At 71.8% G+C, this 26,894-nt stretch carries 20 protein-coding genes; 7 read left to right on the top strand and 13 right to left on the bottom strand.

From position 1 onward, the window contains the following. Positions 1-106 precede the first annotated feature (106 nt). The 5 genes from QH290_RS26380 to rfbD all read right to left on the bottom strand — a co-directional run bounded on the left by QH290_RS26380 (position 107) and on the right by rfbD (position 5,320). Positions 107-1,588 carry a phytoene desaturase family protein gene (locus QH290_RS26380; protein WP_280385828.1) on the bottom strand — a complete coding sequence of 494 codons (1,482 nt, stop codon included), beginning with the start codon at positions 1,586-1,588 and terminating at the stop codon, positions 107-109. A gap of 83 nt (positions 1,589-1,671) precedes the next feature. Next, on the bottom strand, positions 1,672-2,244 hold the full coding sequence (locus QH290_RS26375; RefSeq protein ID WP_280266240.1) for a TetR/AcrR family transcriptional regulator: 573 nt from the start codon (positions 2,242-2,244) through the stop codon (positions 1,672-1,674). A gap of 131 nt (positions 2,245-2,375) precedes the next feature. Further along, positions 2,376-3,476: a mannose-1-phosphate guanylyltransferase gene (manB, locus tag QH290_RS26370; protein ID WP_280266239.1), complete on the bottom strand. Its 1,101-nt coding sequence runs from the start codon at positions 3,474-3,476 to the stop codon at positions 2,376-2,378. Between the two features lie 54 nt (positions 3,477-3,530). After that, complete coding sequence (locus tag QH290_RS26365; protein WP_280266238.1) at positions 3,531-4,427, bottom strand: glycosyltransferase family 2 protein; 897 nt, start codon at positions 4,425-4,427, stop codon at positions 3,531-3,533. Positions 4,428-4,438: 11 nt separating this feature from the next. Continuing rightward, complete coding sequence (gene rfbD / locus QH290_RS26360) at positions 4,439-5,320, bottom strand: dTDP-4-dehydrorhamnose reductase (protein ID WP_280266245.1); 882 nt, start codon at positions 5,318-5,320, stop codon at positions 4,439-4,441. Between the two features lie 231 nt (positions 5,321-5,551). On the opposite strand from rfbD, the gene QH290_RS26355 reads away from it, so the two are divergent. The 3 genes from QH290_RS26355 (at position 5,552) to QH290_RS26345 (ending at position 9,299) form a co-directional block, all read left to right on the top strand. After that, the gene (locus tag QH290_RS26355) at positions 5,552-7,096 is read left to right on the top strand and encodes an LCP family protein (RefSeq protein ID WP_425301726.1); all 1,545 of its coding nucleotides are present in this window, start codon (positions 5,552-5,554) and stop codon (positions 7,094-7,096) included. Further along, the gene (locus QH290_RS26350) at positions 7,084-7,800 is read left to right on the top strand and encodes a TIGR03089 family protein (RefSeq protein WP_280266237.1); all 717 of its coding nucleotides are present in this window, start codon (positions 7,084-7,086) and stop codon (positions 7,798-7,800) included. Before QH290_RS26355 ends, QH290_RS26350 begins: the two co-directional genes overlap by 13 nt. A gap of 200 nt (positions 7,801-8,000) precedes the next feature. Further along, the gene (locus tag QH290_RS26345; protein ID WP_280385826.1) at positions 8,001-9,299 is read left to right on the top strand and encodes a cytochrome P450; all 1,299 of its coding nucleotides are present in this window, start codon (positions 8,001-8,003) and stop codon (positions 9,297-9,299) included. A gap of 171 nt (positions 9,300-9,470) precedes the next feature. Here the strand turns inward: QH290_RS26345 and QH290_RS26340 are convergent, their stop codons facing one another. From QH290_RS26340 to QH290_RS26315, 6 genes are all read right to left on the bottom strand, one after another. Further along, complete coding sequence (locus tag QH290_RS26340) at positions 9,471-11,045, bottom strand: carboxylesterase/lipase family protein (RefSeq protein WP_280266235.1); 1,575 nt, start codon at positions 11,043-11,045, stop codon at positions 9,471-9,473. A gap of 82 nt (positions 11,046-11,127) precedes the next feature. Then, complete coding sequence (locus QH290_RS26335; protein ID WP_280266234.1) at positions 11,128-11,415, bottom strand: Rdx family protein; 288 nt, start codon at positions 11,413-11,415, stop codon at positions 11,128-11,130. 149 nt (positions 11,416-11,564) lie between these two features. Further along, on the bottom strand, positions 11,565-11,966 hold the full coding sequence (locus QH290_RS26330; RefSeq protein WP_280266233.1) for a YchJ family protein: 402 nt from the start codon (positions 11,964-11,966) through the stop codon (positions 11,565-11,567). A 7-nt stretch (positions 11,967-11,973) separates the two neighbouring features. Continuing rightward, a complete protein-coding gene (locus QH290_RS26325) occupies positions 11,974-12,381 on the bottom strand; it encodes a hypothetical protein (RefSeq protein WP_280266232.1) in 408 nt (135 codons plus the stop codon). Next, positions 12,366-14,783, bottom strand: coding sequence for an AAA family ATPase (locus QH290_RS26320; protein ID WP_280385824.1), 2,418 nt, complete (start codon positions 14,781-14,783; stop codon positions 12,366-12,368). The genes QH290_RS26325 and QH290_RS26320 overlap by 16 nt, the downstream gene beginning before the upstream one ends. A 337-nt stretch (positions 14,784-15,120) precedes the next feature. Then, entirely contained in the window at positions 15,121-15,639 is a 519-nt protein-coding gene (locus tag QH290_RS26315) for a DinB family protein (protein ID WP_280266230.1), read from the bottom strand. A gap of 124 nt (positions 15,640-15,763) precedes the next feature. On the opposite strand from QH290_RS26315, the gene QH290_RS26310 reads away from it, so the two are divergent. The 4 genes from QH290_RS26310 (at position 15,764) to QH290_RS26295 (ending at position 23,541) form a co-directional block, all read left to right on the top strand. Next, a complete protein-coding gene (locus tag QH290_RS26310) occupies positions 15,764-18,646 on the top strand; it encodes an SWIM zinc finger family protein (RefSeq protein ID WP_280385822.1) in 2,883 nt (960 codons plus the stop codon). Then, the gene (locus QH290_RS26305) at positions 18,643-19,746 is read left to right on the top strand and encodes an ATP-binding protein (RefSeq protein ID WP_280385820.1); all 1,104 of its coding nucleotides are present in this window, start codon (positions 18,643-18,645) and stop codon (positions 19,744-19,746) included. The genes QH290_RS26310 and QH290_RS26305 overlap by 4 nt, the downstream gene beginning before the upstream one ends. Next, on the top strand, positions 19,743-22,205 hold the full coding sequence (locus QH290_RS26300; RefSeq protein WP_280385818.1) for a DUF5682 family protein: 2,463 nt from the start codon (positions 19,743-19,745) through the stop codon (positions 22,203-22,205). The genes QH290_RS26305 and QH290_RS26300 overlap by 4 nt, the downstream gene beginning before the upstream one ends. A gap of 172 nt (positions 22,206-22,377) precedes the next feature. Then, a complete protein-coding gene (locus tag QH290_RS26295; RefSeq protein ID WP_280385816.1) occupies positions 22,378-23,541 on the top strand; it encodes a VWA domain-containing protein in 1,164 nt (387 codons plus the stop codon). Positions 23,542-23,611: 70 nt separating this feature from the next. Here the strand turns inward: QH290_RS26295 and QH290_RS26290 are convergent, their stop codons facing one another. Both QH290_RS26290 and QH290_RS26285 read right to left on the bottom strand, forming a co-directional pair. Beyond that, positions 23,612-26,137 carry an ABC transporter permease gene (locus QH290_RS26290; RefSeq protein WP_280385830.1) on the bottom strand — a complete coding sequence of 842 codons (2,526 nt, stop codon included), beginning with the start codon at positions 26,135-26,137 and terminating at the stop codon, positions 23,612-23,614. Further along, positions 26,137-26,871: an ABC transporter ATP-binding protein gene (locus QH290_RS26285; protein WP_280266224.1), complete on the bottom strand. Its 735-nt coding sequence runs from the start codon at positions 26,869-26,871 to the stop codon at positions 26,137-26,139. Before QH290_RS26285 ends, QH290_RS26290 begins: the two co-directional genes overlap by 1 nt. Between the last annotated feature and the right edge of the window lie 23 nt (positions 26,872-26,894).

Raw genomic sequence — 26,894 nt, 5'->3', positions numbered from 1 at the left:
CCCCCGCCCCGTCTCGACCCCCCCCCGCCTTTCCTCCCGCCCCCCGCCCCGCCGGGCGGCGCGGGGGGGGGGGGGCGGGGACGTGGAGGGCGTGCGGGAATAGGGGTTATCGCAGGGGCTGGGGGCGGCCCCGGGGGGCGGTGCGGAGCGGTGTGAGGGGGGTGGTGTGGATGTCGAAGCGGGTGCGCAGGGCGTGGCGGGCGGCGTAGAGGCCGGACATGCCGTGGACGCCCGGGCCGGGTGGGGTGGCCGAGGAGCAGAGGTAGACGCCGGGCAGCGGTGTGCCGTAGGGATTCCAGCGCGGGGCGGGGCGGAAGACGGTCTGCCACAGGCTCATTGCACCGGCCGCGATATCGCCGCCGACGTAGTTGGCGTTGTAGGCGGGCATGGCCGAGGCCGTGCGGACGTGCTGGGCCAGGATCAGGTCGCGGAAACCCGGTGCGAAGCGCTCGATCTGGGCGATGACGGCGGCGCTGACATCGCGGGTGGAGCCGTGCGGCACGTGTGCGTAGGCGTAGAGCGTGTGGCCGCCCTCCGGCGCGCGGGTCGGATCCACGACGCCGGGCTGGATCGCGAGGACGTACGGGCGCTCGGCGTGTTCGCCTGCGGCCACGGACTTTTCGGCGGCGACGGCCTCGGCACGGGTCCCGACGAGGTGGAGCGTGCCCGCGCTGGCACAGCCCTCGGCCTGCCACGGCACCGGGCCCGACAACGCGAAGTCGACCTTGCACGCGGCGCCGCCGTACCGGAAGCGCCGCAACCGCCGCGAATACCCGCCCGGCAGGCGATCACCGGCCAGGCGCAGCAGTTCGGCGGGGGCGGTGTCGAGGAGAATCGTTCGCGCACCGGCGAATTCGGCGAGCGAGTCGACCCGGTGCCCGGTCACGATGCGACCGCCGTGCAGCTCGACCTCGGCGGCCATCGCGTCCACGATGGCCTGGCTCCCGCCGCGCGGCACCGGCCAGCCGCCCGCATGCGCCAGAGTGCCGAGCAGCAGCGCGACGCCCGCGGCCGCGAACGCCCGCGGCGGCGTGATGGCGTGCGCGCTGACACCGGTGAACAATGCCGGTGCCATCTCCTCGCGAAAACGCAGGCCCCACAGCGGACTCGACTGTTCGAGCAGCCTGCGCCCGAAGCGCACCCCGGTCGGCGCGTCCAACGGTGGGTGCCGCAGGTCCGACATCCCCAGCTCGACCAGCCGCTCCCAATGCGCGACCAGCGGTCCGAACAACCGCCGCCAAGCGTTGCCGTCGCGCCCCAGCCCGGCGGCCGTCCGATCCAGGTCGCGCCACGCCACCCCGGCCACGCCGCCGTCGAGCGGATGGGCGTAGGAGGCCTCGGGCGTCAGCAGGTCGACACCGTGCGCGGCCAGATCGAAGGCGCGGAAGAACGGCGACGCCAATGCCATCGGATGCGCGCCCGCGCACACGTCGTGCCGGTATCCCGGCAGGGTGAGCTCGGCCGTCCGGCATCCCCCGCCGATCGTCTCCGCGGCCTCGTGCACCTCGACCTCGAGCCCCGCCCGGGCGAGAATCACTGCCGCGGCAAGCCCGTTCGGCCCCGACCCGACCACTACCGCATCCGCCATGTTTCCCACTGTATGCGCGCCGCACCGCCCGTCCCGCCACCCATGACCGGAGTCACCGAGACGACGACAGCCGCGAACGGGCCTCAGCCGCGGGTCCAGTGCCGCACGAGAATGGCTAGGCGCTGGTCGCGAAAGTCGGGGCGCAGGCGGCCGTCCTGGTCGAGGGTCGCCAGGCCGTGCAGTGCGCTCCAGGCGACCTCGGTGAAGGTCTCCACGTCGTCGTCGCCCGCGAACGGGCCGAACACCGCCGCCAGTTCGGCGAAGGCGTCACGCAGGGCCTGCGGTGCGTCCGGGCCGAACTTCAGGTCCACCTTCATCACGAACATGGCGTTGTAGAGGGCCGGACTGGTGCGGGCGAATTCGAGGTAGTCCCGCGCCACCGCCGTCAGCGCCTGTTCGGGAGTGGCCGCGGCCGTGCGCAACCGGCGCGCGCGGTCGGCCAGCACGGCGCAGCCCTGCTCGGCCACCGCGGCGACGATCGCGTCCTTGCCCGCGAAATGGCTGTAGAGCACCGGCTGGCTGTACTCGATCGCATCGGCCAGGCGGCGCACCGTCACCGCATCCCAGCCCTGCGTCTCGGCAATCTCGCGGGCCGTGTCGATGATCTGCTGATGCCGCTCGGCGCGCTGGCGTTCTTTCCGGGTCTGCGTGCTCATCCGCCAAATTCTAGCACCGCTAGACAAGATAGCCATGCCTGCTTGCCCGCCGCACCGGATTCCGGCCAAAAGCACGCCGGAAATTCGGATGGAGCGCTGGGCGGATATGAGTGCGCTGAGCGGGAGGCTTTCTATACGTCGGTGGAGAAGCGGATGCCGCCGTCGGGGATTTCTACGCCGGGCCAGACTCGGGCGCCGCGTAGTAGTTCGCAGCGGGCACCGACCTCGGCGCCGTCGCCGATCACGGCGTCGCGGACCAGGGCGCGGGGGCCGATGCGGGCCCCGAAACCGATGATGGACCGCTCCACGGTGGCGCCGGCCTCGACTCGGGCGCCGTCGAACAGCACCGCGCCGTCGAGCCGGGCACCGGCGCCGACCTCGGCGCCGCGGCCGACGACGGTGCCGCCGATCAGCAGTGCGCCCGGCGCGACCCCGGCGCCGTTGTGTACCAGGGACTCTCCGCGCTGGCCCGGCAGCGCGGGCGAGGGCGCGATACCGCGCACCAGATCCGCGGAACCGCGCACGAAATCCTCCGGCGTACCCATATCGCGCCAGTACGAGGTGTCGACGTGGCCCTGGATGTGGGCACCCTCGGCCAGCAGCGACGGGAACACCTCGCGCTCCACCGAGACGGGACGACCGGCCGGGATCTTCTCGATGTATTCGCGCCGGAACACATAGCAGCCCGCGTTGATCTGATCGGTCGGCGGATCCTGGGTCTTCTCCAGGAACGCCGTCACGCGGCCGCTGTCGTCGGTCGGCACGCAACCGAACGCGCGCGGATCGCTGACCCGCACCAGATGCAGCGTCACATCGGCATTGGCGGAGACGTGGGTATCGAGCACCGCCCCCAGATCGGTGCCGCCGAGCACATCGCCGTTGAACACCATCACGGTGTCGGCGCGCAGCTTCGGCAGCACGTTGCGGATGCCGCCACCGGTGCCCAGCGGCTCGGTCTCGGTGACGTATTCGATCTCCAGGCCCAGGTCGGCGCCGTCACCGAAATGCTCCTCGAACACCTCCGCCTTGAACGAGGTCCCGAGCACGACGTGGGTGATCCCCGCGTCGGCGATGCGGGCGAGCAGATGCCGTAGGAACGGGAGACCGGCCACCGGCAGCATGGGCTTGGGCGCCGACAGCGTGAGCGGGCGCAGCCGCGTGCCCTGGCCACCGACCAGGATCACGGCATCGGTCCCGTTGTCGGCGGCGGGCCTGGTGTCGGTGTCCGGCATCAATCTCCCCTGTTCAGGTTCGGTCCACGCGAGCGTGGTTCAACTCGTCGCGCACTACTGCTGCGCGGTGCGCTCGCGCAGCGCAGATCGAACCGCAAGCTTGCAGCGGATCGCAAGTCCGACTCGCAACGCGAGCCGCAGCGGCGCCTGCCACCAGTGCGGATGCCGGTCGGCCTGGAAACGATAGGCGGAAGCGTGATGGGCGGGCAGCATGGCCTCCGGATTGCGCCCGGCCGCATGGCCCTTCGCGTGCGTGACCTCCGCCGACGGCACGAATACATTGTGCCAGCCGGCGCGGCCCATGCGGTCGCCGAAGTCGACGTCCTCCATATACATGAAGTAGCGGGAGTCGAATCCGTCGATGGCGTCGAACGCGGAGCGGCGCACCAGCAGGCAGGAGCCCGACAGCCAGCCCACCGTGCGCTCGGAGACCTGCTCGTTCTCCTGCCGATAGCGGCGCGTCCAGGGATTGCCGGGCCACAGGGTGCCGAGTACGGCGTGCCCCGCGCCGTCGAGCAGTCCGGGCACCGAGCGCGCGGACGGATACAGGCTGCCGTCGGGCTCGCGCACCAGCGGACCCAGCGCGCCCGCGCGTGGCCAGCGGCGCGCGGCGGCGAGCAGCTCGTCGATGGCGTCGGTGCCCCAGCGGATATCCGGATTGGCGAGGATGACGAACTCGATCTCGGGGTCGATCTCGGCGACCGCGCGGTTGATGGCGCCGCCGTAGCCGATGTTGCCGCCGGTGCGCAGCAGGCGCACGTGCTCGTTGGCCTCGGCCGCCAGTTCGGGAGTTCCGTCGGTCGAACCGTTGTCGGCCAGGATCACCTGCGGCTTCTCCGCGGTGGCGGTGGCCAGGGTGCTGATGAAGTGCTCGAGATGCTCACCGGGGGAATAGGTCACCGTGACGACCGCCAGGCTCGGGCGCGCTGTGTCGGGGGTTCGCTCACTCACGACGATGCAGCCTAGTCGGCGAGGCGGTGCAGCGCGTCCCCCAGTGCATCGCGCCAATCGCGCAGCGGTGTCAGCCCGGCGTCGATCCAGGCGCGATCCGACAGCACCGAATACGCCGGGCGCCGTACGGGACTCGGGAATTCGGCACTGGTGCACGGCCGCACCCGGCCGGGATCGGCGCCCACACCGGCGAAGACCGCGCGGGCCAGGTCGAACCAGCTCGCCCGGCCCGCGTTGGTGGCGTGCAGGATCGGCGGGACGGCGGCGCCCGCGGCACGGCGGGCGACCAGGTCCAGCAGCGCGGCGGCCAGGTCGGGGGCGAAGGTCGGCGAGCCGATCTGGTCGTCGACCACGCTGACGGTGTCGCGCTCGCGCTCGAGCCGCCGCATGGTGGCGACGAAATCGCCGTGGTCGCCGGTATACACCCAGGCCGTGCGCACGATGTGAGCCGACGGCGCGAACCGCAGCACCGCCCGCTCCCCCGCCAGCTTGGAACGCCCGTACACGCTGGTGGGTCCGGTCGGATCGCCGGGCTCGTACGGCCGATCCGCCGTGCCGTCGAAGACGTAGTCGGTGGACAGATGCACCAACCCGGCGCCCACTTCGGCACAGGCCGCGGCGAGCACCGCCGGTCCGGTCGCGTTACCGGCGAAGGCGGCGTCGGGATCGGACTCCGCGGCATCGACGGCGGTGTAGGCGGCGCAATTGAGCACCGTGTCCCCGGGGCGCAGCACCGCCCGCACCGCGTCGGCGTCTTTGATGTCCAGGTCGCGCCGGGCGAACCCGACGGCCTCGGGTGCCAGCGCGAGCAGGGCGCGGCCGAGCTGGCCCCCGGCCCCGGTGACGATGAGCCGCGGGCGTTCACCAGCGGCGTTACCCCGCGCCGAGGCCACCGGCGCACGGGCGACGCCGGGCGACGCAGCGGCGGGATCGGGACCGGCGGGGGCGGGATCGGGACCGATGGCGGCAGCGCCGCCATGGGACTCGGGCGGGGGCACAGCAGGCACGCGGCCAGTCTGGCACGCCGCGCCATCAGCGGTTGAACCGTCGGCGCCGCCGCGTTGGCTAGCCTCGTTCCGGGGAAACAAACACTGTACGGGGTCATCATGCCGGGGTTGGGGGAAATGCCCGAAAGGAACGGAAGAGTGCCGGAGAGCAGACGCGAATCGGTGCGGCCGCGCAGCGCCGGTTTGCCGCCGCTCCACGGCACCCGAGCACGGGTGGGCGGGCGGCCGCCGCACCGATCGGCCCGGACGCTGGCCCTGGCCGCGGCCGCCATCGTCTTCGTGGTCACGGGATTCGGCTGGCACAGTGTCGACGGCCTGATCTCCGGGATCAACCGGATCGGAAACCTGGGCCTGGGCGGCGCCAAGGACGGCGCCACCGACATCCTGATGGTCGGCATCGACAGCCGTACCGACGCGCACGGCAATCCGCTCAGCGACGACGAGCGGGCCATGCTGCACGCCGGCGACGAGGTCGGCACCAACACCGACACCATCGTGCTGGTCCGCGTGCCCAACGACGGCAGCTCCGCCACCGCCGTCTCCATCCCCCGCGACTCCTATGTCGACATCCCGGGATCCGGTATGGGCAAGATCAACTCGGCGTACGGCAACGCCAAGGAGGGTGCCCGCGCCAAGCTGCTCGCACAGGGTAAATCGGATGCCGAGGCGGAGCAGCAGTCCACGCAGACCGGGCGGCAGGCGCTGATCAAGTCGGTCGCGGGCCTCACCGGCATCACGGTCGACCACTACGCCGAGGTCAGCCTGCTCGGCTTCGTGCTGCTCACCGACGCCGTCGGCGGCGTCGAGGTGTGCCTGAACGACGCGGTCTACGAGCCGCTGTCGGGCGCGGACTTCCCGGCCGGGCAGCAGCGCCTCAGCGGTCCGCAGGCCCTGAGCTTCGTGCGCCAGCGCCACGATCTGCCGCGCGGTGACCTGGACCGGATCGTGCGCCAGCAGGTGTTCATGGCGTCGCTGGTGCAGCAGACGCTGAGCGCGCGAATCCTCGCCAATCCCGGTAAATTGCAGCAGCTCAGCGATGCGGTCGGCCGCACCATCGTGCTCGATGAGGACTGGGATGTGGTGCGGTTCCTGCAGCAGCTGCAGGATCTGTCCGGCGGGCAGGTGAAATTCGAGACGATCCCGGTCAAGGATCTCAACGGCAGCACCGCCGAGGGCGAATCGGTGGTGAAGGTGGATCCGTCGGCGGTCAAGGCGTATGTCAAGGCCATGATCGCCGGAAGGTCCGAGGGCAAGGATTCCGACGAGGTCGCTCCGGCCACGATCACCGCGGACGTCTACAACGCCGGCGGCACCCCGGGCCTGGCCGGTCAGGTGGCACAGGCGTTGGTGGGCAAGGGTTTCCGCACCGGCACGGTGGACAACTGGATCGGCGGGCCGGTGCAGAGCAGCCGGGTGCTGGCCGGTTCGACCTCCGACGAGAAGGCCGAGGCGGTGGCCGAGGCGCTGGGCGGGCTGCCGGTGCGGGCGGAGGCCGGGCTGCCGGAGGGGGCGGTCCGGGTGGTGATCGCCGGTGACTACTCTGGTCCGGGTTCGGCGGCGGGCAGCCTGTTCGACCTGTCCGGGTCCTCGGGCACGGCGACACCGGTGCCTCCCGCACCACCCATCGACGCCGGCCAGAACGGACCGAAATGCGTGAACTGAATCAGACCGTCACCGAGGCCCTGCTCGACCCCATCCTCGCCCGCGACCCCGCCGGACCCCGGATCACGTACTACGACGACGCCACCGGCGCCCGCATCGAGCTGTCCGCGCTGACGCTGGCGAACTGGGCGGCCAAGACCGCCAACCTGATTCGCGACGAGTTCGGCATCACGCCCGGCGGCCGGGTCGCCGTGCTGCTGCCCGCGCACTGGCAGACCGCGGCGGTGCTGCTGGGCTGCTGGTGGGCGGGTGCCGAGGTGGTGCTGCGGCCCGACGAGGACGCCGAACTGGCGCTGGTCACCGCGGACCGGCTGACCGATGTCGAGGATGTCGCCGAGGTGGCGGCGCTGTCGCTGGATCCGATGGGCCTTCCGGTGCGCGATCTGCCGCTGGGCATCACGGACTTCGCGACCTCGGTGCGCACCCACGGCGACCAGTTCCTGCCGGGCGGCGTGGGTGTCGCGCTCGACGGCCTGCCGGTCGCCGACGTGCTCGCCGAGGCCCGCAAGTCCGCTGCCCGCCAAGGGTTTTCCGCCACGGACCGGGTGCTGTCCAGCACGCCGTGGGACACCCCCGCCGAACTGATCGACGGCCTCCTCGCCGTCTACGCCGCGGGCGCCTCCCTCGTCCAGGTCGTCAACCCCGACCCCGCCGAGCTGGATGACCGCACCCGCACCGAGCGGGTCACCACCACCCGCCCCTGACCCGTCACGCACCCCTTACACGATCCCGCACCCGGTACAGGGCCATGCAAGGCGTGCGAGAACATGCAAGGCGTGCGGCGTTGCGAAGTTGGTCGTGCGTCCTACTCGGGTAGGTGGCGTGCTCCGACTGTGGGACGTTTCACTGCGGGGCGTTGTTCCGTACCGTGAGAGAGAGGTCGGACGACGAACGGGGATGGGCGATGAAGCCGCGGTACTGGTTCCGGTGGTTGGTGGTGCAGGGCACGCCACGACTGGTGTTGAAGACCTACTCCCGGCGCGGAGAGGCGCTGGCGCGGTTGATGTCCGCGCCCTCCTCGGTCGAGGATCCGATACCGCTGCTGGAATCGCTGCGCGCCCGGGGACGGATCGTGCGCACCCCGCTCGGCTGGGCGACCACCGACCACGAACTGTGCCGGACCGTCCTGCGCGACAGCACCTTCGGAGTCGCCGCGGCCGAGGGATTCGTGCCCAAGCCGCTGCGGCGTTTCATGGAGCGGACCGAGCTGCCGCCGAATCCGGTGAGCCCGCCCTCCATGCTGGTGATCAATCCGCCCGACCACACCCGGATGCGCAAGCCGGTGGCCTCGGCGTTCACCCCGCGCGCGATCGCACGACTGCGCGACCGCGTCGAATCGGTGACCGCGGAACTGCTGGACGCGCTGCCGTCCGGGGGCGCGGCGGATCTGGTCGCCGCCTACGCCGCACAGGTGCCGATCGCGATCATCTCCGAGATGCTCGGATTCCCCGACCACGAGCGCGAACGCTTCCTCGCCTGGGGTGATGCCGCCTCGCCGCTGCTGGATATCGGCACCAGCTGGCGCACCAACCGCGCCGCCTCGGCCGCGATCGTGGAAATGGACCGCTACCTCGACGAGCACATCGCCCGGCTGCGCCGCGAACCCGGCGAGGACATCCTCTCCGGCCTGGTGACCGCCGGGGAGCTGGACGACCGGGAGCTGAAGGCGTCGGCCACGCTGCTGATGGGCGCGGGCTTCGAGACCACGGTGAACCTCATCGGCAACGGCGTGGTCCAGCTGCTGAACCACCCCGGCCAGCTGGCGCGCCTGCGCGAGGAGCCGGAGCTGTGGCCGAACGCCGTCGAGGAGGTGCTGCGCTTCGACGCGCCGGTGCAGAACACCGCGCGGATCGCCGGGCGCGACCTCGAGCTCGGGGGCGCGCCGATCCGCGAGGGCACCACGGTCGTGCTGCTGCTGGCCGGGGCCAACCGCGATCCGAAGGTCTTCGACAATCCCGAGCGATTCGACATCACCCGCCCCAATGCCAAAGAGCACCTGACGTTCTCGTCCGGCATCCACGTCTGCCTCGGCGCCAGCCTGGCCCGCATGGAGGGCACCTACGCGCTGCAGGCATTGTTCGAACGCTTCCCCGACCTGAAACTCGCGGGCACCCCGCAGCGGCGGCCACTGTTCACCCTCCACGGCTACAGCCACCTGCCGGTCACGCTCGGCCAGCGCGCCGAACAGACAGCGCCCGTATAGGCGCCCGGCCGTATAGGCGCGCCGCCCGAATTCCCGGCCCGAGCAGCCACCCCACCCGCGTTTCCGGACACGAGCAGCACCCCCGCGTTCCGGACGCGGGTAGCACCCCACCCGCGTTTCCGGGCGTGAGCAGCATCTCCACCCGTATTTCCGGCGTGCTTTTCGCCGGAATCAGCTGAAGCCGACGACCTGGTCGCCCCAGGCGGTGAGCAGGTCGTGGTCGGGGTCGTCGACGACACGGTCGGCGGCGTCGATGACCAGGGTGGTGCGGGTGGACTCGCGGTAGGGCGGCCAGTGCTTGGAGCCGTCGAGCGCCGCGGGCACGCCGTGTTCGGCGAATGCCAGCCAGCGCCGCATCATCCGGCCCGACACCTCCGTCGCGGCCCTGCGCCCGCCCAGCCAGAACGTCGGATCGTGGTTCAGGGTGCCGAAATTGCCGAAGACGTACGGCAGTTCGGTGGCGTGACCGGCACCGACCCGGGCCGCCTTGAGCATCGGCGTGGCCTGGTCGAAGCGGTACATCCAGGTGCGGGTGTGGCGGGAGTGCGCGTCGGCGACCCAGTGCGCCGGCATCCGGAAGGCGGCGTCGGTGGACATCGCCAGGGCGCCGCGCGTCGTGCCCAGATCCGGGTAGGCGGAGGTGATCTCGGCGATGCGCTCGGCGGGCAGATCGGGGTGATCGGCGGCGACGGCGTTCAGCATGGCGTTCACCGCATCCGGGGTGACGGGCATGATCGGCGAGCGGAACAGCCGGAACAGCGACGCCTCCTCGCGATTGGTGCCGATGATCAGCGGCACCCGATGCGAACGGCCCTCCTGGAAGCGGTCGGTCGGATAGGCGGGCAGCAGGTCGCCGTCGACCACCGGCGCCGCCGCCAGCCGTCCCGGACTCTGCAGCGGCACCTCGTCGAGCAGGATGCCCGCGGCGTCGACGATCCGCTCGATCGGACACTCCAGCAGTTCGCTGGCGCGCTCCCGCGGCAGCTCCAGCAGCTCGAGGAAGCGGCGCGCCACACCGGCGGCCCGCTCCGGCCCGAAAACCGTTGTCGCGGGCGGGCTCTGCGCGATCGCGCGATGGAACAGCCCGGCCGCCCGCGGCGAGGTGAGCAGCGCGGTGACGCAGCCCGCGCCGGAGGACTCCCCGAAGACGGTGACATTGCCCGGATCGCCGCCGAACGACGCGATATTGTCGCGCACCCACTCCAGCGCGGCGATCTGGTCGTGCAGGCCGAGGTTCGGAACGAAGTCGTGGCCCAGGGAGGACAGGTCGAGGAAGCCGAGCGCGCCGAGCCGGTAGTTGACCCCCACGACGACGACCCCGCCGGTCTCGACGAGCTTGCGGCCGTCGTAGATGCCCTGGGCCGCGGTGCCGAGGCAGTAGGCGCCGCCGTGCAGCCACACCATCACCGGGCGCGGCTCGTCGGAGGTGGTGGCCGGCGCCCAGACGTTCACCCACAGGCAGTCCGCCCCCATCCGCAGGCCGGAGTCCACCGGCACCATGGCACCCATGGACTGCGGGGCGATCTCCCCGATCTCCGTGCAGTCGCGCACGCCGTCCCACGGTTCGGGCGGCTGGGGGCGGCGGAACCGCTTCGGTCCGGCGGGGGCGGCCGCATAGGGAATGCTGCGCCAGACGTGCACCGAGCCGTCCCGCACACCGCGCACCTCGCCCGCCGTGGTCCGCGCGACGGGGCCGGGGCCGAACTCGTCCACGCCGGGGGCCGACTCGAAGTATTGAGTGCTCATCGTTCCGCACCTCCTCGTACTCCCTTCTAACGAGAGTACGTCCGAGATCATGTCCGACGGCTGTATCGATTCGGCGACACCCTCAGGAGGGTTCGATGTGGCCGCGATCGATGTGGCCGAGGTCGCGATCGGGATCGATGCGGTCGCGGACCCGCTGCTTGAGTACCGCGATCTCGGGAAATCCGCCGTCGGCTTTGCGTTCCCAGATCTGTTCACCGTCGAGCGTGATGCGGAAGACCCCACCCGAACCCGGAACCAGCGCGACCTGCGACAGCTCCGTGCCGAAGGTGCTCAGCAATTCCTGGGCCATCCAGCCCGCTCGCAGCAGCCAGCGGCACTGGGTGCAGTACTCGATCGCGACGTGTGGCATATCCGAACCCTACGCGAGGCGTCAGGGGCGGATCTGTGTGAAAGCGTTCTTCGGGCCACCCCTTTGCGTCGGTCTCTCGTATTTCTATCTGGAACAGTATGGGCGCCATTCGGGCGTCGCAACCTTTTCTAGCACATTCACGGCAAACGTTACGATTCGATATCACCGTCGATATACACCCACGCACCGCGCACCCTGGCAAACCTGCTGCATTCATGTAGGAATCCGCGCTTGCCCGCCTCGCGGTAGTGGGCGCGGAATTCGACAACACCGGTGTCGTCGAACGGCCCGCCCCGCTCGGTGCGCTCGATCTCGAGAAACAACCAGCGCTGGTGCGGGTCGAGCGTCAACCGCCGCGGCCGGGTACGCGGATGCCAGGTGGTCAGCAGATAGTCGGCGTCGCCGAGCGCGAAGGCCGTGTAGCGCGAACGCATCAGCGCGGCGGCGGTCGGGGCGGGCCGGGTGCCGTCCAACCGGGGCCCGCAGCACTCGCCGAAGGTCTCGCCGCTGCGGCAGGGGCACGGTGCGGTGACGGCGGGGCGCTCGGGCATGCGCCGATTATCCAGGGTGTGCCGGGGTGCTCGCGGCGCGGCCGAGCCCGTCCAATTCCTCGGCCAGCCGGGTGGTTTCGTCGTACCACCCGCGCAGCTCCACGACCGTCGGCGCCAGCTCGTAGTCCTGGTGGTGGCCCGCCCGCGACAGCGTCGCCCACAGCGCGGCGATCCGGGCGGCGGTATCGGCCTCGGTATAAGACTCCAAGGCCAGCAGCTGCGCCCGCATGCTGCAGCGCGCCACCGGCGGCGCCACCCGCAGCCACAGCTGATCGATGGACTGCTCCAGCACGATGCGCAGGATCCACACCGTGGCGCGCGACCACAGCCCGCCCGCGTCGGTGACCGATCCGCGCAGCAGTTCGTCGGCGGCGGCCAGGCGCTGCGCCACGGTCGGGGTCAGGGATTGATCCACTTGACGAGTTTCCTTGTGCCGGAGAGCAGTTCGCCGCCGCCGCGATCGATGCGGATATGCGCGCCCGCGGCCGCGTCGCGCAGCACCGCGCGCGCCCAGGCCGCCTCGCGGTCCATCAGGGCGTTGAGGTCGTCGACCCGGTCCGGATCGCCGAACACCGCCAGCGACACCTTCTCCCAGGTGGTCCGGGCGGCGTCCACGCGGCGCTGCACCTCCCGGTGGTCGACGCCCGCACCGAGCAGCGTGCGCCGGGCCCGGGCGAGCGCGGCGGCCTCGATCGCCGAGCGGCAGCAGGTCACGACCAGCTCCGCGGCGATGGCCCGCGGCAGCTGCCGGGTGCGCAGCAGGGCATTGGCATCGCTGAGATAGCGGCGCACCGGATCCTCGGTCACGCGGATCTCGACCGTGGAGCGCTCCCGCCGCTGCACGTCGAGCACGGTGGCATCCAGGCGCAGCCGCCGCACCGCCTCGGCCAGGCGCTCGTCGTGGGTGAACACCACGACCTGGCGGCCGCTGCGGGCGGCGGCGGCCAGCACCCGGGCCAGCCCGTCCACCTTGGCCGGGTCCATCGCCTGCACGGGATCGTCGATCACGACGAATCCGAACGGGCTCTCCGGCACGGTGGCCCGCGGCAGGAACAGCGCGAGCCCCAGTGCGTGCAGTTCGCCCTGGCTCATCACGCCCAGGGCGGTGCCGCCGGTGTCGTCGACGGTGACGTCCAGCAGCACCTTGCGGGTGGCTCCGGCGTTGCCCTGCAGGCGAATCGCGCCCAGGTCCACATTGCTCTGCTGGCGCAGCCCGCGCCAGATGCGCCGGGCGTGGTCGGCCAGCGGGGCCATCCGCTCCTCGCGCAGGCCCGCCGCGGCGGACTTGAGCCACTCCTCGGCGCGGCGCATGGTGCGCAGTTCCGGCTCGGCCGCGGCCACCGCCGTGGCCTCCTGCAGCCAGGCCGCGATGCGCGGGACCAGCGGAGTCCAGACCGCGTCCAGGCGGTCCAATTCCTTGCGGGCCGAACGGCGTAGCGTCTCCAGCCCGCGCACCGCGTCGGCGTGTGCGACCCGGAGCCGGTCGGCCAGGTCCGGAGAGTAGTCGGCGTCGCCGAGCGCGGCCCAGGCCGACCAGGTCCGCCGCGCCGGGCCGGTGTCAACGTTCGGTGCCTGCGGCGGGGGCGGATCCAGTTCCGCCGGAACGGGTTTCACCAGCAGCCGCGCCCGGTCCACGGCCCGCTGCAATGCCGTGCGGGCGGCGGTGAGCGCCGCGGCACGATCGGTCAGGCGGGCGATCTGGGCGTCGGTCTCGCGCTGCCAGGTCTGGTCGAGCGCGCCGCGGCCGCAGACCGGGCAGGCACAGCTACCGGCGGCGTCGACATGCGCGCGGGCCCGGCGCAGCAGATCGAGCACGCGCAGTTCGGATTCGGTGTCTCCGGTGGCGCGCGTCGCCAGGTCGGCGGCGCATCGGTCGATATCGACGGCGGCGGCATCGACCTCGGCCGGTTCGGGCAGCCGCAACCGCAGGATGGCCTGCAGGGCGGCCGCACCGGTGGGATCGTGCCGCGCGCCCGCCAGTTCCCGGCCGATCGCCCCCAGGTCCGCGGGCGTGCCCCGCAACAGCTCGGCGACCCGGGTGGCACGCTCGTCCGCGACGGTGGACAGCGCCACCAGCAGCGCACTGCGTTCGTCCCGCGATTGCCGTGCGGCACGCTCCAATTCGAGCCGGCGGATGCGGGTGCGCTCCTGGGCAGCGGTGAGGTCGTCGAGGCCGAGGAGCTGATGCAGGGCGTCGAACAGATCGCTGGGGCGGCCGTCGACGAGGGCACCGAGTTCGCTGTAGGACAGGAACGGCCGGTACAGCTCCAGCGCCCGGGCCCAGCCCTCGGCGTGAAATTCGGTGGGCGGCCCGTCCTTTCGCCCCTGTGTCCAGGTGCCGCCGGTGAGGTCGGCGCCGTCCGGCCACTCCCGGGTGATGGTGAGCTCACCGTCCGGGCCCGCCGTAGTCAGTTCCAGGTCGATGCGGGAGACGCTGCCGTCGTGCAGGTTTCGCCAGCCCTCCCGCCAGACCGCGGAGCGGCCCTCCCAGCGGCGATTGACGCCGGTGAGGGCCAATTCGGCGGCCTCGGCGAAGCTGGACTTGCCGGATCCGTTGCGGCCCACCACCAGCGTGAGGCCCGGGCCGGGGCGCAGCTCCAGCGCCGCGGCCGGGCCGATGCCGCGAAAGCCGCGAACCCGGATGGCGCGCAGGAAGATTCCGGTATATCCCGGGCCGGAGTGGGTGCGGTCGGACTCGCCGCCGAGCGCATCGAGCACCGTGTGCGCGACTTCGGGGGTGACGGACGGGTCGGAGTTCAGGCGGCGGGATACCAGCTCGGGCAACCGCGGCGCGACATCCTGCAGTCCTTCCCCCAACTGCCCTCCTCGTGCGCTCGGCCTTCGATGGGTGGGGCCCGCGACGGACCCCACGTCGTGCCGAACGCTACCGGATGGCAGCTGAATCCGCGCCCACGACAGCACATCCCGGTGAACCGGCCCGGGCGGGACGCTATGGCCATCGATACGGTTGATCCGCCCGATGTCCACCCCTCGGCCGTCCCGGCCGGGCAGTTCTACGGGGTTCACCCGAAATCGGGTGGCTCGGATCAACCGAACAGGTCAGAATGCCAGAATCGGGCAAGATAAGCAAGGCTGCTTAACATTGCAATCGTCCTCTGCGCCATCACATTTGGCTCGCTACCGACCAGCGAACCTACCGGGCGGCGCGCAGCAGGCGCAGCTGCCCGATCTCGGCGGCGTTCTTCATCAGCTCCGCGTTCACCCACGCCGCCGTGTGGGCGACGGTGCGATCCGCGTCCTCGCCCCAGGGGAATGCGGCGGGCGAGTCCAGGTCGGCATCGGTGTAGCTCTCCAGCCGGCGGCGCCAGCGGTCGCGCAGATCGCCGAGCCAGTCGACGACCCCGTCCTCGCCGGGCCAGTGGATCTCGCCGCGCTCGCGCGCCGGATGCCCCTCGGCATGGTCCAGCGTCACCGACCACCACCAGCCGATATGCCAGGTGAGCCAGGCGATCGTGGGTACCGGGATCGGATCGGGCTCGGTGTCGGACCAGTCGGGGATCCAGGCGCCGTCCGGGCCCGGCCGGACCGTCCAGACCAGCGGCGCCGGTTCCCAGCGGTAGTCGGCGGGGACGAGTGCGGTCAGATGCAGGTCGAGCAGGGCCCAGGTCAGGTCGAATTGCCAGCACAGCAGGTCACGGCGGGAGGTCGGCATCGGGCGATGATCGCACGGCGCGGCGGGGGACGCGATCGAGTTTGTCGGTGGGGTGGAGTAGAAATCCGGTCAGACGAGCGAACGGGGGGCGGCGGTGACGACGACACGAGCGGGGGTGCAGCCCATGAGGTGGACGGCGGAGCAGGTGGCCGCGCTGGCCCCGGATGCCGCCGCGCTGCACGCCGCGCGGAAGCTGCAGAGCGCATGGCGCGGCACCGGCCGGAGCGGATCCGCGCTGTGGGGGCTGTGCCAGGGCAGTGGCTCCGCGCCGTACCGCACGATCGTGGATCTGAGCGGGCCCGCGTACAAATGTTCCTGCCCGAGCCGGAAATTTCCCTGCAAGCACGCGCTGTCGCTGCTGCTGAGCTGGTCCGACGGAGCGGTCGGGGAGGCCGACGAACCCGCCGACTTCGCGGCGGAATGGATCCGAGCGCGGGCGGCACGGACCGACAAGCCCGCCGCCACGAAGACGCCGAGGGCGGCGACGGCCGAGCAGCGCCGGGCCCGGGTGGCGGCCGGGCTGGAGGATCTCGACGTCTGGCTGTGTGATCAGGTCCGGACGGGGCTGGCCCAGGCCGATCGGTCCTTCGGCGCATTCGAGGCGGTGGCGGCGCGCATGGTGGACGCGCAGGCGCCGGGCGTGGCCGCGGCGCTACGGCAACTTCCTCGCAATGTGGTCGTGCGCGAGGACTGGCCCGCGCTGCTGCTGCGCGAGTACGGCCGTCTGCGCCTGCTGATCGTCGCGCACCGGCGGCTCGCCGAGCTTCCTGCGGCCTTGGCGGCGAGCGCCCGCGCCCACCTCGGGTATCCGGTGACGGCCGACGCCGTGCGCAACGAGCCGCCGGTGCGCGATCGCTGGATGGTGCTGGGGCGGCGCATCACCGAGGACGAGCGGCTGTACACCCGGCGGGTCTGGCTGCGCGGACGCGGCACGGGTCGCTGGGCGGTGATCGTCGACCACTGTTTCGGCAGCCCCGGCTTCCCCACCGATATGCCCGCACCCGGCCTGATGATCGACGCCACGCTCCACTTCTATCCGGGCGCGGCCGCGCTCCGCGCGCTGTGGGGCGCCCGGTACGGCGCACCGGAGCCCTTCACAACCATCCCCGCCACCCCGACACCGGGCACATCTCCCGTCGGATCGATCGCGGACCGTGCGCGGGCGGTGGATACCGGTGCGTGCGGCGCTGTTGCCGGGGCGCTTGCGGACCATGCGCGGGCGTTGGGTGCCGATCCCTGGCTGCGGGCGTGGCCGATGCTGTTGCGTGAGGTGGTGCCGGTTGCGGGCGAGAACGGTTGGTGCGTCGCCGAATCCGACGGGACGGCGCTGCCGCTCGCGCGCACGGCCGAGGAGCCGTGGCAGTTGCTCGGGCTGTCCGGGGGCCATCCGGTCACGGTGATCGGTGAGTGGACGGCCGATGGGCTGGTGCCGATTTCGGCATTCGCGGCGGGCGAGATCGTCGATATCGGTGTGGAGGCGATCGGTGGTTCCGTCATCGCCTCGTCCGAGGAGTTGACCTCGGTCGCCTTGCTGGGGACGGCCCGCCGGGCACCGGATCCGACCCGATTGCCCGCGCCGGTCGCTACCCCCGCCGCACGGTTGACCGGCGATCCGGCGCAGGTCCTGCTCGACACCGCCGCGCTGCTCGACACGTTCGCACGCGGCGGCGTGGCCCCGGGCACGGCGACGCTACCGGAACCCGCCGCCGACGACGACCGTCCGGCACTACCGCCGCCCGCCGCGGCGCGCCTGGCGCGGCTGCTCACCGAGCGCTCCGCCTTCCTGCCCGAATGGTTCGAGGCGATCGCCCCGCACGACTACCGAGCCCCGGACGCGCTGTGCAGCCTGCTGCTCGAACAGGCCAGAAGCCAAGCGGCCCTGCGGGAACCGCTGCTGCGCCTGGCCGGAGAGCGGGGCCGCTGGCTGGCACGCCACAACCCGCGGTGGCGGAACCTGATTCGCCCCGGCGACGGGGACGACGTCTGGACGCACGGCCGTCCCGCCGAGCGCCGGGCATGGCTCGCGGCGCTGCGCGGCCGCGATCCCGAGGCCGCGCGCCGGATGCTGGCGGCGAGTTGGCGCACCGAGCCCGCCGCGGCACGCGCGGAGCTGCTGGCCGTCCTCACCGAGGGGCTCGCCCCGGCCGACGAGCCGCTGCTGGAATCGGCCCTCGACGACTCCCGTGCCGACGTGCGCCGCCGCGCCGCCGATCTGCTTGCCCGCCTGCCCGATTCGGCATTCGCCCGGCGCATGCGCGAGCGCGCGGCGCGGTGGCTGACACTGTCGGGCCAGCGGCTGGTGGCACAGCTCCCCCGCACCCTCGCCGATGCCGACCGTCGCGACGGGATCGCCGACCGGCCCGCCGCCACCGCCTATCGGCTCGACGGGGCACCGGACGCCGCGGCCGAATGGCTGCGCCGCGTCGTGGCGGCGACGCCGCTGCCGCACTGGGAGTCCCTGCTGACCACGCCCGACGCCGCGGTCCGGGTACGAATGGAGGAGGGGATGCTCGGCCCGATGTTCGCCGGGTGGGCCGACGCCGCGCTCGCCCAGCGCGATACCCGCTGGGCGGCAACGTTGTTCGACGTCTTGACCGCAACCCCGACCCTCGGCGCCGACCCGGATCTGCGCCGGGAGCTGTTCGCGCTGCTCCCGCTGGACGACCGGGTGCGCTACCTGCGGAAGCTGGACAGCAGCTGGCTGGCGGAGTTCGAACTGCTCGTGCGGGCGGTGCCGCGGCCCTGGCCGGTGGCACTGGCCGAACATCTGATCCGGCTGCTGCTCGAGCGCGCCCGGCTCGCGGCGGCGCGTCCCGGCGGCCCGGGCCTGTCCCCCGCCGCGTACCGGACCCTGTTCCGGACCGCCGCCGTGCACTTCCCGGTCGCCGTGACCGGCACCGTCGCCGCCGTCGCGCATCGCTGCGGTGATCCCTCCTGGCAGCGCGCCTTCGACCAACTCGCCCACGACCTGACCCAACGCACCATGATGCTCGAGGAGCTGCAGTGACCACGACCCAGCCGGCACCCGACGATCTGCTGCGCCCGCACGCCGAGCAGGCATTCGCCGAGGAACTGCGCGCCCTGGCCGCGATCGACGACCGTCCGCGTCCGCCGTCGTGGCGGCTGTCGCCCTGGGCGGTGGTGACCTACCTGCTCGGCGGCACCCTCGACGACGGCACCGTCATCAGCCCGAAGTACGTCGGGCCGCGCCGGCTCATGGAGGTGGCGGTGGCCACCCTGGCCACCGATCGCGCCCTGCTGCTGCTCGGGGTGCCCGGTACCGCGAAAACCTGGGTGTCGGAACATCTTTCGGCCGCCGTCTGCGGGACGTCCACGCTGCTGATCCAGGGCACGTCCGGCACGGCGGAGGAGGCGGTCCGCTACGGCTGGAACTACGCCCGCCTGCTGGCGGAGGGGCCGAGCGAGGGTGCGCTGGTGCCCTCGCCGATCATGACGGCCATGCGCCGGGGCGCCGTCGCCCGCGTCGAGGAGCTGACCCGCATCCCGTCCGACGTCCAGGACGCGCTCATCACGGTGCTGTCGGAGAAGACGCTGCCGGTGCCCGAGCTCGGCATCGAGGTGCAGGCGGCCAAGGGCTTCACCGTGATCGCGACCGCCAACGACCGCGACCGCGGGGTGAACGAGCTGTCCTCGGCGCTGCGCCGCCGGTTCAACACGGTGGTGCTGCCGCTGCCGGCGAACGAGGACGAGGAGGTCGCCATCGTCACCCGCCGGGTCGAACAGCTCGGCGCCGCACTGGAATTGCCCGCGGTGCCCGCCGCCGCGGAGGAGGTGCGCCGGGTGGTGCGGGTGTTCCGGGAGCTGCGCTCGGGCATGACCGCGGACGGGCGCACCAAACTCAAATCGCCGTCGGGCACGCTGTCGACCGCCGAGGCCATCTCGGTCATCACCAGCGGCCTGGCGCTGTCGGCCCACTTCGGCGACGGCGTGCTGCGCGCCTCCGACGTGGCCGGTGCGGTACTCGGCGCCGTCGTCAAGGATCCCGTCGCCGACGGCGTGGTCTGGACCGAGTACCTCGAGGCCGTCGTGCGCGAACGGACCGACTGGGCCGACTTCTACCGCGCCTGTCGCGAGGTACACGAATGAGCACGACCCGCGGCGACGCCACCGCCAGCGCACGCCGCACTTCCACCGACCGCGACGCCGAACACCCTGTGCGCCTGAGCGGTTCGATGGCCGAGTGTTCCGGTCGCGCTCGGGACGGGGCCGAGCCGCGCGCGGTGGCGCGGGGCTCGGGTCCGGAGACCCGGGTCTTCGGGATTCGCCATCACGGGCCCGGGTCCGCGCGGTCGTTGCGGTTGGCGCTGGACGCCTTTCGTCCCGATGCGATCCTGATCGAGGGACCCGCCGATGCCGATCCGCTGGTCTGTCATGTCGCGGCCGAAGGGATGCGGCCTCCGGTCGCGCTGCTGGCATATGTGCCGGACTCGCCCGCGCGGGCCGCCTTCTGGCCCTTCGCGGTCTTCTCCCCCGAGTGGCAGGCGCTGCGCTACGCGGTGGAACACGCCGTGCCCGTGCGCTTCTGCGACCTGCCCGCCACCCACACGCTGGCCCTCGACGCCGAACCCGGCGACCGCACCGACCCCCTCGCCGAACTCGCCTCCGCCGCCGGTTACGACGACCCCGAGCGCTGGTGGGATGCGATCATCGAATCCTCCGCCGACGCGGACACCTTCACCGCGATCACCGAGGCCATGGCGGCCCTGCGCGAATCCGCCGGAACCGCCGAACCGGAAATGCCTGCGGCCGTGAGACATTCGCACGGTGCTCGCACCCCTCGAGCAACCGCCTCTTCCCCGAGCCCAGGCGGCGACAATGGTACCGGCGGGCAGGGTGATTCGATTCGCGAGCCGGTCGATGCGCATACGCTGCGGCGCGAGGCGTATATGCGGCAGGCGATGCGGAAGGCGTTGAAGGACGGCGCTACCCGGCTGGCGGTGGTGTGCGGGGCCTGGCACGCACCCGCGCTGGACGGGAAACTCGGCCCGGCGGCGCCGGACGCGCGGCTGCTCAAAGGAATGTCGAAGGTGAAGGCGACGCTGACGTGGGTGCCGTGGACGCATTCGCGGTTGGCGGGAGCCTCCGGCTACGGCGCCGGAATCACCTCGCCCGGGTGGTATCACCACCTGTTCACCGAGACCGAGCAGCCGATCGCGCGCTGGCTGACCAAGGTCGCCGCCACGCTGCGGGTCCACGATCTGCCGGTGTCGAGCGCGCACATCATCGAATCCGTCCGGCTCGCCGAGACCCTCGCGGTGCTGCGGGCGCGGCCACTGCCCGGGCTCTCGGAGGTCACCGACGCCACCCGGGCCGTGCTGTGCGACGGCGACGAGACCATGCTGCGCATGATCAGCACCGAACTGGTGATCGGCGAGGCGCTCGGCTCGGTCCCCGAGGACACGCCCACGGTCCCGCTCGACGCCGACCTGCGCGCCCGGGCCCGGTCGCTGCGACTCCCTCAGCGGGCGGCGGCCCGGCAGCTCGATCTGGACCTGCGCCGCGATATCGACACGGCGCGATCCCATCTGCTGCATCGGCTGCGGCTGCTCGGAATCGACTGGGGCACACCGGCTGTCGGCGAGGTGCGCAATACCGGCACCTTCCGCGAGACGTGGACGCTGCGGTGGGAGCCGGAGCTGTCGGTCGCCGTCATCGAGGCGTCCCGCTGGGGTACCACGATCCGCACGGCGGCCGAGGCGAAGCTGCTCGACACCGCGTCGGCGCCCGGATCCTCCGTCGCCGATCTGAGCGCGGCGCTCGAGCGTGCCCTGCTGGCCGATCTCGGCGGCGCCGTCGGTGGTCTGGTGGCCCGGCTGGAATCGGCCGCGGCGCTGGACCACGACGTCACCCATCTGCTCGCCGCCCTGCCCGGCCTGGTCCGCACGCTGCGCTACGGCGATGTGCGTGGCACCGATGTCGCGGCGCTCGCGCACGTCGCCGACGGCCTGCTGGTGCGGATCTGCGCGGGTCTGCCAGGTGCGGTGACGGGACTGGACACCGACGCCGCGACCGAGGTGCGCACCCTGATCGACGGCGCCCACCTGGCCCTCGCCATCCGCGAGAACGCCTGGGCGACCGAACAGTGGCTGACCGCGCTGCGCACCCTCGCCGACCGCCCCGACATCCACGGGGCACTCGTCGGCCGTGCGGTCCGATTGCTCTGCGACGCGGGCATTTTCGATGATGAGGAGGCGGCCCGGAGATTGTCCGCCGCACTCTCGATCGGCCCCGCCCCCGCCGAGAAGGCGGCCTGGATCGACGGCTTCCTGGGCGGCCGCGGCCTGCTGCTAGTCCACGACCGGGAACTGCTGCGCCTCATCGACACCTGGCTGCGCGCCCTCGACGACGACCAATTCGTCGCCACCCTCCCCCTGCTCCGCCGCACCTTCGGCGCCTTCGAATCGGGTGAACGCCAGGCCATCGCGGGAGCCATTCGCGACGGCGGCCCGGTCACGGCCGCCCCACCCGGCAGCACCACCCGCGATGCCCGGCGCGGCGTACTCGCCATGCGGGCGGTCACCGACATCCTGGAGGTCACCGGATGACAACGAGTCACAGCGCGGACCTCGGAGACAGCGTTCTCGATGGGCCGCCGCGGACGTTCGGTTCACGAAACCTTTGTGCGGCACCAGCTCCCGAAATCGGCGTAGTCCGGAACGCAGCACCCGACGCCGTACCGAACGCGACGTCGGCACGGCACGACGGAGAGGCGGCAGCGTGACCTCGAGCGACGAAATACAGTCTCGCCGTTGGCGTTTGGTGCTCGGTGCGGCCGCGGAGCCGGAGTTGGGCGGGCTCGGGTCCGGGGCGGATGCGGCGATGGATCGGGCGCTGTCGGCGTTGTACAACGCGGACGAGCAGTCGGCGGCGGAGAAGCGGGCGGCCGGGCTGAGTGGGTCGGCGCCGAAGGTGGCGCGCTGGCTGGGCGATATCCGCACCTATTTCCCGTCGACCGTCGTGGAGGTGCTGCAGCGCGACGCCGTGCAGCGACTCGACCTCACCCAGCTGCTGCTCGAACCGGAGCTGCTGGAGGCGGTCGAACCGGATGTGCATCTGGTGGGCACCCTGCTGAGCCTGAACCGGGCGATGCCCGAAACCACCCGCGCCACCGCACGCACGGTGGTGGAGAAGGTCGTGCGCGAGATCGAGCGCCGCATCGCCGCCCGTACCGTCGCCGCGGTATCCGGCGCCCTGAATCGGGCGGCGCGGATGTCACGACCGCGGCTGCGCGATATCGACTGGGACCGCACGATTCGCCGCAACCTCGCCCACTACCTGCCCGAGCACCGCACCGTGGTACCGGAGCGCCTGGTCGGCTACGGCCGCCGGGCCCGGGCCGTGCATCGCGACGTGGTGCTGGCGATCGACCAGTCCGGCTCGATGGCCTCCAGCGTGGTGTACGCGTCGGTGTTCGGCGCGGTGCTGGCGTCGATGCGCTCGCTGCGGACCTCGCTGGTCGTCTTCGACACCGCCGTCGTCGATCTCACCGACCGGCTGGCCGATCCGGTGGACGTGCTGTTCGGCACCCAGCTCGGCGGCGGCACCGACATCAACCGCGCGATCGCCTACTGCGCGCAGCTGATCACCCGCCCGGCGGACACCCTGTTCGTGCTGATCTCCGACCTCTACGAGGGCGGCATCCGCGAGGAGATGCTGCGGCGCATCGCCGCCCTGCGCGAGTCGGGAGTCCAGGTGGTGGTCCTGCTGGCCCTGTCCGACGACGGGGCACCCGCCTACGACCACACCAACGCCACCGCCCTGGCGGATCTCGGCGTCCCCGCCTTCGCCTGCACGCCCGACCGCTTCCCCGACCTGCTGGCCGTCGCCCTCGACCGCGGTGATGTCACGGCCTGGGCACACGCCAACACCGGGAAGAGTTAGCCGAGAACCGAAGCGTCGCAACAGCTCCGGCGTCGGCAGGCCGCATCGCCGGTGCCGCACGCGAGCCGAGTCACGCGTCCGCGATCGCCGCCAGCGGCGGGGTCCGCGCGGCCCGCACGCCGGGCCAGAGCGCGGCCAGCACACCGACCACGCCCGAGCCGATCAGCATCGCCACCACCTGAATCCAGGGCACGGTGATGGTGCTCAGGCCGAGATCCCGCAGCGTGCGCAGGAATCCGACGCCCAGCCCGAGCCCCAGCACGACCCCGACCACCGCGCCGAACACCGCGATCAGCATCGACTCCAGATAGATGCTGCGGCGCACCTGGGCCCGCTGCATACCCACCGCGCGCAGCATGCCGATCTCGCGGCGGCGTTCGACCACCGACAGCGCCAGCGTGTTGACGATGCCCAGGATGGCGATCACCACCGCCAGCGCCAGCAGCCCGTACAGGATCGCCAGCATGGTGTTGATCTGCTGCCCCTGCGCGCCCTTGAACTCCTCCCGATCCTGCACCTGCACCACCACATACGGTGCCGTCGCCTTCTCGAGACCCGCACGCAGCGCGGCCATATCGGTGCCCGGCGCCGCGGTCACCAGCGTGAGCACATCGGTCCGGAACGCCACCGGCATCACCTGGTTGTACAGCGCCGGCGACACCACCATCGGCCCCAGCAGCTGGGTGTCCTTGTAGACGCCCGATACCGTGACACCGAACTTCTTGTTGTCCAGGCTGATCAGCTCCACCCGGTCACCGGCGTGCCAGTTCCGTTCTCCCGCTACGGTTTCCGAGATCAGGATGTCGTTGTCGCCGAGCGTACCCGGGCCGGAACGGATGTCGTAGTTCAGCACCCGGTCCAGCGCGCCGCTGGGCGAGGTACCGAACAGCTGATCGTCGCCGATCTTCATCGCCACGCCCCGCAGCGACACCACATCCTGCACGCCCGCGACATCCTTCGCCGCCTGCGCGGCGCCCAGGGGCACCCCGATCATCTGCGGCCCGGCCAGCACGTAGTCGGCCTTCACGCCCTTGTCGACCAGCTCACCGACGCTCGCCTTCGCCGAGGAACCCAGCATGCCGAACAGCGACACCAGCATCAGCCCGAGCGTCAGCGCGAACGCCGTGGCGGCCGTGCGCCGCGGATTGCGGGTGGCGTTGTTGCGAGCCATCCGCCCGATGGGGCCGAACGGCCGCACCAGCACCGACAGCCCGCCCACCACCGGCCGCGACAGCGCGGGCGACGCGGACAGCATCGCGAAAATCAGTGCGGCGGCGCCGATTCCGACGGTCAGCGCCGCGCTGTCGCCGGTATTGCGGGCACCCAGCACCGCCAGCACGACACCGGCCACCGCCAGCACCGCGCCGATGACCGTCCGCAGCCGCAGCGACTCGCCGACCGACGCGAACTCCTCGCGCATGGCCTCCACCGGCGGGATCTTCGCCGCCCGCCGCGCCGGTGCGTACGCACTGGCCACGGTCACGACAAGGCCGACGGCGAGCGCCGCGAGCACGGTTCGCGGCAGCACCTGCATGGTGCCGGTGGGCAGCCCGAGATCGAAGGCGTTGAGCAGCGCCGACAGCCCGAACGCCAGCCCGATACCGGCCGCGAGACCCACCGCGCTGCCGATCAGCCCGATCACGGCGGCCTCGGCGACCACCGAGGTGCCGACCTGCCTGCGGCTGGCGCCGACCGCGCGCAGCAGCGCCAGCTCGCGCAGGCGCTGCGCCACGATCATCGAGAAGGTGTTGTAGATGATGAACGTGCCCACCAGCAACGCCACCGAACCGAACGCCAGCAGGAAGTAGTTGACGAACTTCAGCGCATCGCCCAGCTGCGCCTTCAGATCCTCGCGCACCTGGTTGCCGTCCATCACCTTGTACTGCGGCTGCTGCAACTGCTGCGCGATCCGATCGCGCAGCACCTGATCCGAAACCCCCGGCGCGGCGGCGACATCCACGTAGGCCACGTGCTGGCCGTCGGTGAACAGCTGCCGCGCCTGCGCGTCCTCGAACAGGACCGCGATGAAACCGCCGGTGTCGGAGGCGACGTCGTACACGCCGCTGATGGTGACGTCGACCGTGCCGTGCGACGGGATCAGGATCTTGGCCCGATCACCGGCGGACAGGCCCGCCCGCTCCGCGCCGCCGGTGTTGATGGCGACCTCCCCCGCCCGGCTCGGCGCGGCGCCCTCGACGAACTTCTCCGGCTCCGCGATCGCCCGGTCCGGCGGCAGATACGATTTGCCCAGGCTGGGCGCGCCGCCGGTCTGCACGGCATGGCCGTCCTTCAGCAGCACCACCGGACCCTGCACGGCCGGGGCCACCGCACGCACCCCGGCGACGGCGCCGATCTTGTCGACATCGGCGTTCGGAATGCCCAGGGACTGGCGCTCTTTCGGCTCCACCCGCACGTCGACGCCCTTGGCCTGTTCGGCGAAGATGCCGTCGAAGGTGCGCTGCAGCGTGTCGGTGAACACGAAAGACCCCGCGATGAAGGCGGTGCCGAGGATCACCGACAGCAGCGTCAACGCCAGGCGGAGCTTGTGCGCGGCCAGATTGCGCAGGACGACCTTGCGCATGGGCTTACCCGACATCACAGGTTCTCCAGCGATTTCATCCTGTCCAGCACGGATTCGGCCGTGGGGTCGCGCATTTCGTCGACGATGCGCCCGTCCTCCAGGAACACCACCCGATCGGCGTAGGCGGCCGCGTGCGGTTCGTGTGTCACGATCACCACGGTCTGGCCGAATTCGTCCACCGCGGCCCGCAGGATCGACAGCACCTCCCCGGACGACCGCGAATCCAGGTTGCCGGTCGGTTCGTCACCGAAGATGATGTCCGGCTTGCCCGCCAGTGCCCGCGCACACGCCACGCGCTGCTGCTGCCCGCCCGACAGCTCGCTGGGCCGATGGTCGAGCCGGTCGCCGAGACCCAGCCGCTTGATCACCGTCTCCAGCCACTCGTGGTCGGGCTGGCGTCCGGCGATATCCAGGGGCAGCGTGATGTTCTCCTGCGCCGTCAGCGTGGGCACCAGGTTGAACGCCTGGAATACGAAGCCGATGCGGTCGCGACGCAGCCGCGTCATCTGCTTGTCCGACAGCGTGGTCAGGTCGGTGTCGCCGATGTGCACGGTGCCGGAGGTGGCGCTGTCCAGCCCGGCCAGGCAGTGCATGAGCGTGGACTTCCCCGATCCGGACGGGCCCATGATGGCGGTGAACTCGCGCTGTGCGAAGTCGGCCGACACCCCGTCCAGCGCCCGGACCTGGGTATCCCCCGATCCGTACAGCTTCACCAGGTCGGTCGCGCGGGCCGCGGTGGCAGTCGTCATGTGTCCAGTCTTCCGGGACGGCG

Origin of the sequence: Nocardia wallacei, from assembly GCF_029869545.1 — a bacterium.
Classification (GTDB): domain Bacteria; phylum Actinomycetota; class Actinomycetes; order Mycobacteriales; family Mycobacteriaceae; genus Nocardia; species Nocardia wallacei_A.
Note: the sequence above shows the minus strand (reverse complement) of the source record. Positions and strands in the feature narration are given on the sequence as shown.

Coding starts and splice junctions, on each gene's coding strand:
- QH290_RS26380 (WP_280385828.1), bottom strand. CDS start 1,588: ATGGCGGATGCGGTAGTGGTCGGGTCGGGGCCGAACGGGCTTGCCGCG.
- QH290_RS26375 (WP_280266240.1), bottom strand. CDS start 2,244: ATGAGCACGCAGACCCGGAAAGAACGCCAGCGCGCCGAGCGGCATCAG.
- manB (WP_280266239.1), bottom strand. CDS start 3,476: ATGCCGGACACCGACACCAGGCCCGCCGCCGACAACGGGACCGATGCC.
- QH290_RS26355 (WP_425301726.1), top strand. CDS start 5,552: ATGCCCGAAAGGAACGGAAGAGTGCCGGAGAGCAGACGCGAATCGGTG.
- QH290_RS26350 (WP_280266237.1), top strand. CDS start 7,084: ATGCGTGAACTGAATCAGACCGTCACCGAGGCCCTGCTCGACCCCATC.
- QH290_RS26345 (WP_280385826.1), top strand. CDS start 8,001: ATGAAGCCGCGGTACTGGTTCCGGTGGTTGGTGGTGCAGGGCACGCCA.
- QH290_RS26340 (WP_280266235.1), bottom strand. CDS start 11,045: ATGAGCACTCAATACTTCGAGTCGGCCCCCGGCGTGGACGAGTTCGGC.
- QH290_RS26335 (WP_280266234.1), bottom strand. CDS start 11,415: ATGCCACACGTCGCGATCGAGTACTGCACCCAGTGCCGCTGGCTGCTG.
- QH290_RS26330 (WP_280266233.1), bottom strand. CDS start 11,966: ATGCCCGAGCGCCCCGCCGTCACCGCACCGTGCCCCTGCCGCAGCGGC.
- QH290_RS26315 (WP_280266230.1), bottom strand. CDS start 15,639: ATGCCGACCTCCCGCCGTGACCTGCTGTGCTGGCAATTCGACCTGACC.
- QH290_RS26310 (WP_280385822.1), top strand. CDS start 15,764: ATGAGGTGGACGGCGGAGCAGGTGGCCGCGCTGGCCCCGGATGCCGCC.
- QH290_RS26300 (WP_280385818.1), top strand. CDS start 19,743: ATGAGCACGACCCGCGGCGACGCCACCGCCAGCGCACGCCGCACTTCC.
- QH290_RS26290 (WP_280385830.1), bottom strand. CDS start 26,137: ATGTCGGGTAAGCCCATGCGCAAGGTCGTCCTGCGCAATCTGGCCGCG.
- QH290_RS26285 (WP_280266224.1), bottom strand. CDS start 26,871: ATGACGACTGCCACCGCGGCCCGCGCGACCGACCTGGTGAAGCTGTAC.